This window comes from Micromonospora sicca (assembly GCF_003172935.1).
GTDB lineage: Bacteria > Actinomycetota > Actinomycetes > Mycobacteriales > Micromonosporaceae > Micromonospora > Micromonospora sicca.
In genome coordinates this window covers 1-10,775 of the sequence record NZ_QGKS01000080.1, presented here as the reverse complement: position 1 = coordinate 10,775, position 10,775 = coordinate 1, and the positions used below count along the sequence as shown (strand labels likewise).

The window sequence follows — 10,775 nt, the reverse complement described above, 5'->3', positions numbered from 1 at the left end:
GTCGAACCCGCCGTACGCCCCGACCCCCGGCCGCCCCGGCACGGCGGCTGCGCCGCCGGAACCCACCGCTCCGGAGTGACCGGGACCGGACGGCGCCATGACGGTCGGGGCGGGCACGGCCAATGGCACCGCCGGCCCGGACGCGGCGGCGAGGTCGGCGTCCGACGAGGCGGTGTCGGCGCCGGACGGGACGGCGAGGTCCGTGCCGGGCGTGGCGGCGCCGATGGCCCGGCCGAGCTGGCCGAGCCGCTGCCGCTGGGCCGCGAGCCGCCGGCCGAGCTGGTCGAGCCCGGCCTGCAGCGCCCGGCGGCGTTCCGCCTCGGCGATGGCGGCCCGATCCGCGCCGCGCCGCTGGGCGGAGAGCTGCCGGGCCAGCGCCGCGTACTCCTCCAAGGCGGTCACCGGCCCTCACCCCCGTCCGGCTCGGGTCCGGAATGGACGAACGGCACGATCAGCCGGACGCGCTGGTCGTGCCGGTCCACCAGCAGCGCCCGGCCGGCGCGCGGGGTGTAGCCGAGGTCGTGCACGCCGAGGTGCAGGCCGAGGTCGGCGCCGGGCACGTTCAGCGCGACCAGGCAGGCGACGTCGTCCCGGTGCTGCGCGCCGCCGAGGTCCTCGGCCAGCCGGCGCAGCCCCCGCCACCAGCCGAGCAGGTGCACCCCGTGGCCCGGTCCCTGGCGCAGCAGCGCCCGCAGGTCGTCGTGTCCCGAGCGGAAGGTGGCCGGGTCGGTGACGCCCAGCGCGGCGGAGGCGGCGTCCATGCCGAACACCACGAGGTAGGTCCGGCCGGCGGTGGTGCCGCCGGAGTCATCCGGGGTGGCGAGCACGGCGATGCGCTCCGGCACGGCGGTCGCGTCGAGGCGTTCGACGGGATGGCCGGCGGCGGCCAGGGTCATGGCCAGGTCGTCGGCCGGCTCGACCGCCCCGGCGGCGAGCGGGGCGAGCAGGAAGCGGGCGGTGCCGGGGGCGTGCTGCCGGGCCAGGCTGAGGGTGGCCGACCGGAGCACGTCCGCTCCGGCGGTGGCGGTGCCCACCACGGCCAGGTGCCGGCCGGGGGTGGCGTCCAGGGTGAACCCGGCGGCGCTGCCGGCCACGTCGACGGCGCGGCCGACCAGGGCCAGCGGCACCCCGTCGCCGGGTCGCAGCCCGGCCCAGGCGGGGTAATCGGTCAGCCGCGGCGTCTCGTACCCCCGGAAGACCGCGGGTGGCCGCGAACCCGCCGGCCGGGCCGTCCACAGCTCGTGGCGGAGGGTGGCCAGGTCCCTGGCGGCGGCGTGCGCGTCGGGGAACCGGACCACGGTGTCGGCGTCCGCCGCCCCGCCTGCCGTGTTCACCACGGCGGAGCCGACTTCCAGGGCCTTCGCCGCGTCGTTCAGCGGGTCGAGCACGCCGCCCCCGCCGGGCAGTGCCACCCGCAGCGGGAACTGGCCGAAGATGGCCTCGACCCGGCCGTAGAGCGCCTCGACGCCGGTCGTGCTCTGGCTGGCCAGCACCAGGTGCAGGCCGTACGAGCGGCCCTTGCGGGCCAGCTCCTCGAGCAGGTCGACGGCCTGCCGGGCGAGGGCGTCGTTGCCGGCGAAGAGCACCTGGAACTCGTCGACCACGGTGACGATCCGGGGCGGCCGGGTGTCCGGGGGCAGGTCGGCGAGCTTGGTGACGCCGTGCCGCTTGAGCAGGTCGGCCCGCCGGGTCAGCTCCGCGCGCAACTCCCGCAGCACGGCCACGCCGTACTCGCGGTCCGACTCGATGCCGACCGCGCGGGCGTGCGGCAGCCAGGACGGGTCACGTTCGGTGGGGACGAACTCGGTGAAGCTCACCCCCTCCTTGAAGTCGAGCAGGAGGAGCTGGAGTTCCGCCGGGGCGTACCGGGCGGCCAGCCCGTAGAGCACGTCGAGCAGGAACACCGTCTTGCCCGCCCCGGTGCGACCACCCACCAGCCAGTGCGGGGTGGCGTCGTCGAAGGCGACCGTCACCGGCTCCCGACCGGCCCGGCCGAGCACCGTCCGCAGTCCCGGTCCGGCCGGTTCGGCCCAGCGCCGGGCGGGAAGCAGGTCGGTGAAGCGCGGCGTCCCGGCGCGGCGGGTGGCCGCGGCGAGCCGCGCGCCGAGCGCGGCCACCGAGGCGGCCGGCGGATCCCCGTCGAGCAGCACCGCGGCGGCCAGCCCGCTGCCGTCGGCGCTGTACGGCTGCCCGGGCGGGTCGCCGACCAGCGCGTACCGCTCGTTGAGTCGGAGCTGGGTGGTCGCGCCCACCGGCGGCGGGGCGTCCCCCGGGCCGGCCGGCGGGTGACCGGCGAGCAGGACGCAGACCGCGGCGTCCGGGCCGGCGTGGGTCAGCGCGGCGAGCCGGGCCAGTTCCCGCGGCGGCGGCGCGGAAGCGGCGACGAGCAGCAGCAGCTCCCGGTCGGCCGGGCCGGCGTGCTGGGCGGCGCGGGCGTGCCGCTCCGCCTCGTCAAGGAGGGCGGCCACGTCGGCGGCGGTGGTGGCCGGCGGGGCGAGCACCCCGGCGTCGAGCAGGGGACGCAGCGGCAGGAAGGCCGCCCCGAAGGCGACGGTGTCGATCCCGGCGACCCGGACCGCGCCGGCCGGGGCGGCGGCGAGCAGCCGTACCACCACCGCCCGCAGCAGTTCGCCGACCCGGGGGTCCCGGGCGTCGCAGTCCACCGCGAGATGGGTCCCGCCGGCCAGCGGCAGCAGCACCGGGAAGCCCCCGTCCAGGGTGGTCGCCTCGCCGACGCGGACCGGCACCGGCGCGGCGGTGAGGTCGGCGGTGCCGGACGCCGAGGCGAGGTCGCCGCCGACCCGGGCCAGCCGGGCGACCAGCTCCGCGTTGTCGGGGGGCGGCGGCCCGGCGGCGGCGAGCGCCCGGCGGGCGTCCTCCCAGCGCCGTACGGCCTCGCGGTGCGCGGCGATCGCGTGCCCGTACGCCGTCGCGAGCCTGCCCACCCTCTGCCCCCCGACGCCGCCGCGGTCCACGATCGAGGGGAACCCTAACGGACGCGCGCCGACCCGGCACGGCGCGCGACGCACCGAGGGTTGGTCGACTGTTCACCCGCCCGCCGCCGGCCACGCCGGCGTCGTTGGTCCTGTCCGGCTTGCCTGCTCAGGGAACCATCGTGAACAGGAAAGGCGACGACGTGACCTCCTCCCCCATTTCCCGCCGGGCCGTACTGCGCGGCGGCGCGGCCGGCGGCCTCGGCATCGTGGTGGCCGGCAACCTCGAAGCGATCGCGGGACCGGTGGCGGCCCGGGCCGCCACCCGTCCGGCGGTCGGCTACGGCGACCTCGTCCCCGACCCGGCGGGCCTGCTGGCCCTGCCGCCCGGCTTCTCGTACACCATCGTGGCCCAGGCCGGCGCGACCCTGCTGGAATCCGGCCAGCCGACCCCCAGCGACGCCGACGGCACCGGCTGCTTCCTCGGCCGGGAGGGCTCGGTGCTGGTCAACAACCACGAGATCGGCGGCGGCGAGCCGTACCCGGTGCCGGCGCTGGCCGGGCTGACCTACGACCCGGGCGCCCAGGGCGGCACCACCACCATCGAGGTGGACGGGCAGGGCCGGCGGCTGCGTGAGTACGTCAGCGTGGCCGGCACGCACAACAACTGCGCCGGCGGCATCACCCCGTGGGGCACCTGGCTGACCTGCGAGGAGACCGAGCAGCGCAAGGGCGGGAAGTTCCTCTACGACCACGGGTACGTCTTCGAGGTCGACCCGCACGACCGGGCCGCCAACCAGAACCCGGTGGCGCTGAAGTTCCTCGGCCGCTACTCGCACGAGGCGGTGGCGGTCGACCCGTACACCCATGCGATCTTCCTGACCGAGGACGCCGGCGGGCCGAACGGCCTCTACTTCCGGTGGACGCCGCCGGACGGCTTCCGGGGCGGCAAGGGCGCGCTGCGCGTGCTGGCGCAGCGTCCCGACGGCGACACCGCGGGCAGCCTCCAGGCGATGAGCTGCTACCTCGGCAGCAACCACGTCGCCGACCTGTCGGAGGCCACCACCCCGGGCACCCGGTACAAGGTGGAGTGGGTGGACGTGCCGGACCGGGACGCGAAGACCGTCTCGGTGCGCAAGCAGTTCACCGACGAGCAGGTGACCCGCAGCCGCAAGCTGGAGGGCGCCTGGTGGGCCGACGGCGGGGCGTACTTCGTGGCGAGCTTCGCCCGGCACTCCGACGGCAGCATCAACGAGCACGACGGGCAGGTCTGGTTCTACGACCCGCGGACCGAGACGGTCACCCTGAAGACCATCTTCGGGGTGAACCAGGACCCGGACGCCGACGCCGGTAACTTCGACGGGCCGGACAACATCACCGTCTCCCCGTACGGCGGGGTGATCCTGGCCGAGGACGGCGAGGGGGTGTCCCACCTGGTCGGGGTGACCGCGCAGGGCAAGGCGTACCCGCTGGCCCGCAACGAGTTGAACGACAGCGAGTTCACCGGGCCGACGTTCAGCGCGGACGGGAAGATCCTCTTCGCCAACATCCAGTCCCCCGGCTACGTCTTCGCCATCACCGGGCCGTGGGGCCGGCCGAGCAACGCGGACGTCGCCGACGCCTGACCGCGTCGCGCCACGGCCGGCGGTCCTCACGAGGGGCCGCCGGCCGTCCGGCGTTCAGCCGGGCCGGCAGCCCGGGTCCGGCCCGCCGTCGGCGGCGCCGCAGTGGAACACCTCCACCGGCTCGGCGTCGACGTCCGGCACCCGCGCCACGGTGAGCAGCGCGATCCGCTTGGCCACCGGCTCGCCGGAGTCCGGGCCGTACCGGATCACCCCGCCGACGCCCGAGTAGCCGCCCGCGGCGTTCTGGCGCAGCACCTCCGCGTGCACCCCGACCGGGTTGACCGAGCGGGGCTCCCACCGACGGCCCGTGTCGGCGTGCCGGAGCCGGGCGGCGAGGCTCTCCAGTGCCCGCACCATCATCATCGACGCGTCGTACGCGAGGCTGACCCGCTCCCCCACCGCGGTCCCGCCGCCCTCCCGGCAGCGCGGCGGGTCGAGCAGGTCGTCGGCGCGGACCCAGGTGAGGAAGCTGCCCCGGGCGTCGTCACGCCGGGCCTGCGCGGCCCGCAGCGCGGCGCAGGTGGCCAGCGCGGCCTTCGACACGTACGTCACCGGCAGGTTGCCCGGTGCGCTCGCCCGCAGCCCCGGGTTCGCCATGTACCGGTTGACCGAGTCGTCGGCGAGCAGGTGGCGCGGCGGATCGCTGCCGCACTCCTTGAGCGCGCGCAGGAACCCGTCGAACTCCGACCAGCGGCCGGCGAAGAGCAGCACGCCGGGGTAGCCGCACTCGACGGTCAGCCGCCGCCCGGTACGCCACTCGTCGAGCCGGGTCAGCCGGCCGCCGAACCGCTCCCGCAGCCCGTCGACCAGGGTGGACACGTAGAGGTCCTCGGCCAGCGAGCTGTCCTCCCCGGTGGTGTAGTAGACGTGCGCCTCGCCCACCCGCAGCACCTGCCGGGCGTACGTCTCGATCAGCCGGGCCTGGTCCCGGTTGGGCGCGGAGATCTGCAGGTAGAGGCTGGAGTTCTCGTCCATCCGGTCGGCGGAGAGGTTGGGCGCGAGCACCGGCAGGCCCACCCGGTTGAGTTCGCGCAACGCGGCCGCCGTGGTGGTCCGGCTCTCCACCAGGCCGACCACGCCGAGCAGGGTCGGGTCGTCGCCAGCCAACTCCTCCAGCATGGTCACCGCCCGCCCGGCGTGGCGCATCTGCCGGCCCGCGTTGGCCACCACGATGTGCAGCAGGGCGGCGCCGTCGGCCCCGGCCGACTCCTTGAGCAGGGCGTACTGGGCGGTCGCCATGCCCTCCAGCTCCTCCCGCTCGGAGACGTACGACTCCTCGTCGGCGCGGGTCCGGTTGCCGGTGAGGGTGCCCAGGTAGACCAGCGTCAGGTACGGCCGCCGCCGGTCGCTGCGCCGCCAGACCTCCTCGGCGGCCCGGTTCTGCGCGAAGATCCGCCGCTGCACCGCCCGCAGGCGGTCCTGGCCCGGATCGCTGTTGAAGACCTGGGCCGCGCTGTCGCTGTAGCCGACGCACTCCCCGTCGACCACCTGCACCTTCACCCGGCCGCTCAACGTCGGGTGGCAGTCCGGGGCCCAGCGGCCGTTCGCCCACGCGCCCAGGCCGAGCAGCAGGGTCACCGCCACCGCCGCCGGCAGGAACCGCCGCGACCACCAGGGCGGGTCCGGCGCCACCAGCGCCGGCGGGACGCCGGGCTGCGGCAGCAGGTCGCCGCCGCCGAGCCGCAGCACGACCAGCCAGGCCGCGGCCCGGCGCAGCCGCCGCGTCTCCGGGAGGGCCTCGGTCCACTCCTCGTAGGCCTGCTCGGCCTCCCGCAGCGGACGGGCCGCGGGCAGCTCCGGCGGCGGGTCGGCGGCCACCGCCACGACGAGCAGCGGATCGTTGCGGCCGGTCTCGTTGCGCACGTCGTTGAGCAGCCGGACCAGGGTGTGCCCGACGCCGCCGACGGTCACCCGGTCGAGCAGCAGCACCGGGTACGCGGTGCGACGCCAGTCCCCGGGCCGCCAGAACCGCCGGCGGTACGCCTGCCGCAGGTCCTCCAGGAAGGCGTGCAGCAGCAGCTTCTCCACCTGGGCCGGCTGCTCGCCGTCGCGCCAGCCGGCGGTGAGCCGCTCGGCGAAACCGAGGAAGGTCACCGACTGCCGCGGGGCGAGGTACTGCTGCCGCATGAACCAGCGGTACTGCCGTCCGACCACCGGCACCCGTCCGGACACGGCGATCCGGAACACCGCGCTCGGCACCGCCCGGCGCAGCAGCCAGAGCAGCACCTGCAGCGCGGTGCCGAGCCCCGACTCGCCGCCGACCTGGGGCTCCTCGGTGGAGCGTCGGCCCCGCCAGTCGCGCAGCCGGCGGACCAGCGCGGCCCGTCCGCTGTCGCCGGGATCGGCGCCCACGGCGAGGGTCTGGTGCATCAGCCAGTCGGCCAGCGGGTAGTGCCGGAAGCGCAGCCGGGCCGCCCCGAAGGCCTCCAGGCAGAGCTGCCGGTGCAGCTCGCGCAGCACCGCCGCGACGTCGTCGGTCTCCGGCCGGGCCGCCAGGTCGAGCACGACGTGCGGCACCCGGCGCCCGGTGCCCTGACCGACGAACCGGCGCAGCACGGCCGCCGCGTCGCCCGCGCCGGCCGGGCGGACCAGCCAGAGCAGTGGCAGTCGCCGGTCGCCGCGACGCGGCCGCCGGAGCAGCCAGGCCAGCAGGGAGAGCAGCTCCGCGCCGCCTCCCGGGAGCTTGTCACGGTTGGACCGGGGCCGGGGCCGGGTGGTGGGTTCCCGCATGTCACCTCCGCCACGCTGGGTGGATCCAGGACTGTCCATTGTCGCCGATGGCCGCAACACGCCGGCGGCCGGCGGCCCGTGGGTGGACCACCGGCCGCCGGGCCGGGCGAGGTCAGCCGACCGCGGCGGTCAGCGCCGGCAGGTAGCCGTAGCGGTAGCCGTCGACGTCCGGGTGGTACGCCTCGATGACCCCGCTGACGTCGTGGATCCACGGGTCGGCGGCGCAGACGCCGTGGCCGGCGAAGTACGGCCGGGTGTCGACGAAGGTGGCACCGGCCGCGCCGGCCCGACCGGCGATGACCGAGGCGAGCAGGTCGGCGGCCTCGTTGAGGATGGTCCGCTTGTACGTGCTCATCGCCAGCAGGCCGCAGTAGTTCGTCTCGAACAGCCGCGGGTAGCCGAGCACCACGAGCCGGGCGTTCGGGGCCCGGTTCCGGATCGCGGCGTACGTGGCGTCGAGCCGGCCGGGCAGGGTGGCCGTGGCGAAGCTCTTGGCCTCGTTCACCGCGTTGGTGCAGGTGGACGTGCTGCCGAAGCGGCAACTGGTGATGACGTCGGCGAAGCCGGCGTCGTTGCCGCCGATGGTGATGGTGACCAGGGTGGTGCTGCTGCTCAGCGAGCCGACCTGGCTGTTGATCACGTCGGCGGTGACGGCGCCGCCGCAGGCCGGGAAGCGGAAGCTGCTGACCGCGTGGGCGGCGGCCCAGAGCGGGGCGTACGACTTCTGGCTGCGCAGGCAGGTGGAGAGGTCGTACGGGCCGGCGCCGACCCCGGAGGAGTAGGAGTCGCCGAGGGCGACGTAGTTGACGGTGGCCGCCTGGGCGACGCCGGGGACGACGACGGCGCCGAGGACGCCGGCGAGCAGGGCGGCCAGAGCGGTGCGGACGCGACGGGACATGACGGGACCTCCACGGAACAGGGGTGGTGGAGCCCTCGTGACCGCGCGCGTGGCCAGGGGTGGAGCGGTTGTTACTAGTGGGTAATGCTATCGAAACATTTCCATAAAATGAATGGCCGGGAACGCTCCACCGGGTCGGCGACGTTCACAACTGTCGATTAGGTTGGCCGGTGCGTACACCCCGATGGAGGGAGTCCACCTCGTGCGACGCGTTCTCACGGCGGCCATCGCCGCCCTGACCGTCACCACCGCCGGCACCGTCACCACCGGCGCCCCCGGCCAGGCTGCCCTACCGGGCCAGGGCCGGCCGGCGTCCGCCTCGGCCACCCCGAGGCCCGGCAGCGCCGGGCTGGGCGACAGCTACTTCCCCGACTACGGCAACGGCGGCTACGACGTCGGCCACTACGACGTGCGGCTGCGCTACGAGCCGGCCACCGACCGGCTCACCGGCACCACCACCATCCTGGCGAAGTCCACCCAGGCCCTCTCCCGGTTCAACCTGGACTTCCTGCTCGACGTGCAGTCGGTGCGGGTCAACGGCTGGCCGGCCACCTTCAATCGAGCGGGCGTCCACGAGCTGGTGGTGACCGCGCCCCGGCCGATCGCCAAGGACCAGCAGCTGACCATCGTGGTGAAGTACGCCGGCGTGCCGTCGGAGACGCTGGTCAACGGCTACACCGGCTGGACCCGCACCGCCGACGGCGCGCTCGCGGTCAACGAGCCGGAGTCGGCCTGGTGGTGGTTCCCCAGCAACGACCACCCGAAGGACAAGGCCACCTGGGACATCTCGGTGTCCGTGCCCACCGGCGTCGAGGTGGTCAGCAACGGCGTTCAGCCGCGCGATCCCCTCCCGGAGGCCGGCGACCGGACCCGGTGGAGCTGGCGCAGCACCAGGCCCGGCGCGACCTACCAGGCCTTCCTCGCCATCGGGCAGTACGACATCGTCACCGACACCGCGCCGAACGGGCAGCCGGTGATCAACGCGTACAGCACCACGCTGGGCGACCGGGAGCCGGCCGCGCGGGCCAGCATCGAGCGCACCGCGGAGATCGTCGACTGGGAGACCGTTCTCTTCGGGCCCTACCCGTTCGAGGCGCAGGGCGGCGTGGCCGGCCCGATCGATGGGATCGGGTTCGCCCTGGAGACACAGACCCGCCCGGTGTACGGGCCCGGCTTCTGGCGGCGCGGCGCGAACCCGTACGTGGTGGTGCACGAGAACGCCCACCAGTGGTTCGGCGACTCCGTCTCGGTGGCGGACTGGAGCGCCATCTGGCTGAACGAGGGCTTCGCCTCGTACGCCGAGTGGCTCTGGTCGGAGGAGCAGGGCGAGGGCACCGCGCAGGAGCTGTTCGACTTCACGTACGCCGACTACCCGGCCGACTCGGAGTTCTGGCGGGTGCTCCCCGGTGACCCGGGCGCCGACCGGGTCTTCGACGGCGCGGTCTACGACCGGGGCGCGATGGCCCTGCACCAGATCCGGCTGGCCGTCGGCGACAAGGCGTTCTTCCGCATCCTGCCGGCCTGGACGGCCCGGCACCGGTACGGCAACGGCACCATCGGGCAGTTCCGGGCGCTCGCCGAGCGGATCTCCGGCAAGGACCTGGCGGAGGTCTTCACCACCTGGCTCTTCACCGCCGGCCGCCCCGAGCTGACCACCGCCGCGGCGCGGTCGGCCGCCGCTCCGGCGCAGCCGAAGTCGTGGGCGAAGGTGCGGGCGGCGCACCAGCTCCTGGCGCGCTGACCGCCGGCCGGGCGCCCGCTCCGCTGATCCGGGGCGGGCGCCCGGCCGACGGTCCCGCCCGGCGGGCCCGGGTCGGGCCGAGTCGTGCGGTGGGGGGCGCCAGTGGGCGGCCGGACGCTATGAAGCTGATGTCGCCGGTGAATCAACAGGCGCGGCGGTGGCCGCCTCGATCGCCCGGATGTGCCGGTACGCGATCCACAGCGGCGGGAAGGCGCCGACCGCGAACGACAGGTCGACCAGCGTCCAGAACCAGGGGATGTCCCGGATCGGCCCGCAGATCAGCGCCAGCGGCACGATCCCGGCGCAGGCGAGCATGCCGACCTGGACGACCCAGACGTTGCGCACCGGGTCCCGCAGCGGCCCCCAGAACGCCACCGCGAGCACCAGGTGGGCGAAGGCGAGCCAGTCGGTGCCGTAGCGCATGAAGGGATAGCGGTCACCGGTCTCGACGAGTCCGGTGTGGACCCGCTCGATCCAGCCGACCAGCGCGGGAAGCTGGCCGGCGAGCGGGTCGAGCGCCCGCAGCAGCCAGCGCACCTCGATCTCCAGCGGGAACGCGGTCACCCCGCTGAGGAACAGACCGACCAGCACGACCCACAGCCACCCCCGCACCCGGCGCAGGCGCTTCTCGATGTCCATGACCGCAGCGTAACGATGATCTTCATGACGTCCCGACCCGAAAGCGTCGGACCCGGGAACGAGGATCATGGCCTCGCTCACACCGGGGGCGGTCGCGCGGCCGGCGCCAGCCGGAACGGAGGCGGTCGGCGCTTCCCGCAGCCGCCGCGCCCCGCACCGTGCCGAGCCCGCGTCAGTCCGAACGCGGGCAGTCGGTGAGCTGTCTCTTA

At 75.2% G+C, this 10,775-nt stretch carries 6 protein-coding genes and 1 pseudogene; 2 read left to right on the top strand and 5 right to left on the bottom strand.

Annotated features, from left to right (window positions below):
- Positions 1-402: pseudogene (locus tag DKT69_RS02685) on the bottom strand (hypothetical protein); the annotation flags it as partial.
- On the bottom strand, positions 399-2,945 hold the full coding sequence (locus tag DKT69_RS02680; protein ID WP_109800015.1) for an FtsK/SpoIIIE domain-containing protein: 2,547 nt from the start codon (positions 2,943-2,945) through the stop codon (positions 399-401). The pseudogene DKT69_RS02685 and the gene DKT69_RS02680, both read right to left, overlap by 4 nt.
- Before the next feature lie 170 nt (positions 2,946-3,115).
- Between DKT69_RS02680 and DKT69_RS02675 the strand changes: the two genes are divergently transcribed.
- Complete coding sequence (locus tag DKT69_RS02675) at positions 3,116-4,558, top strand: alkaline phosphatase PhoX (RefSeq protein WP_236647302.1); 1,443 nt, start codon at positions 3,116-3,118, stop codon at positions 4,556-4,558.
- A 54-nt stretch (positions 4,559-4,612) separates the two neighbouring features.
- On the opposite strand, the gene DKT69_RS02670 is transcribed toward DKT69_RS02675, so the two are convergent.
- Both DKT69_RS02670 and DKT69_RS02665 read right to left on the bottom strand, forming a co-directional pair.
- On the bottom strand, positions 4,613-7,288 hold the full coding sequence (locus DKT69_RS02670; protein WP_109800013.1) for a hypothetical protein: 2,676 nt from the start codon (positions 7,286-7,288) through the stop codon (positions 4,613-4,615).
- 112 nt (positions 7,289-7,400) lie between these two features.
- Positions 7,401-8,186, bottom strand: a complete 786-nt coding sequence (locus DKT69_RS02665) for an SGNH/GDSL hydrolase family protein (RefSeq protein ID WP_109800012.1) — start codon at positions 8,184-8,186, stop codon at positions 7,401-7,403.
- 202 nt (positions 8,187-8,388) lie between these two features.
- On the opposite strand from DKT69_RS02665, the gene DKT69_RS02660 reads away from it, so the two are divergent.
- Entirely contained in the window at positions 8,389-9,927 is a 1,539-nt protein-coding gene (locus tag DKT69_RS02660) for a M1 family metallopeptidase (protein ID WP_109800016.1), read from the top strand.
- A 117-nt stretch (positions 9,928-10,044) separates the two neighbouring features.
- On the opposite strand, the gene DKT69_RS02655 is transcribed toward DKT69_RS02660, so the two are convergent.
- Positions 10,045-10,566, bottom strand: a complete 522-nt coding sequence (locus tag DKT69_RS02655; RefSeq protein ID WP_109800011.1) for a hypothetical protein — start codon at positions 10,564-10,566, stop codon at positions 10,045-10,047.
- Positions 10,567-10,775: the final 209 nt, after the last annotated feature.

Excerpts from the sequence above, each read along its gene's own strand:
- DKT69_RS02665 (WP_109800012.1), bottom strand. The coding sequence starts at position 8,186 with ATGTCCCGTCGCGTCCGCACCGCTCTGGCCGCCCTGCTCGCCGGCGTC.
- DKT69_RS02670 (WP_109800013.1), bottom strand. The coding sequence starts at position 7,288 with ATGCGGGAACCCACCACCCGGCCCCGGCCCCGGTCCAACCGTGACAAG.
- DKT69_RS02655 (WP_109800011.1), bottom strand. The coding sequence starts at position 10,566 with ATGGACATCGAGAAGCGCCTGCGCCGGGTGCGGGGGTGGCTGTGGGTC.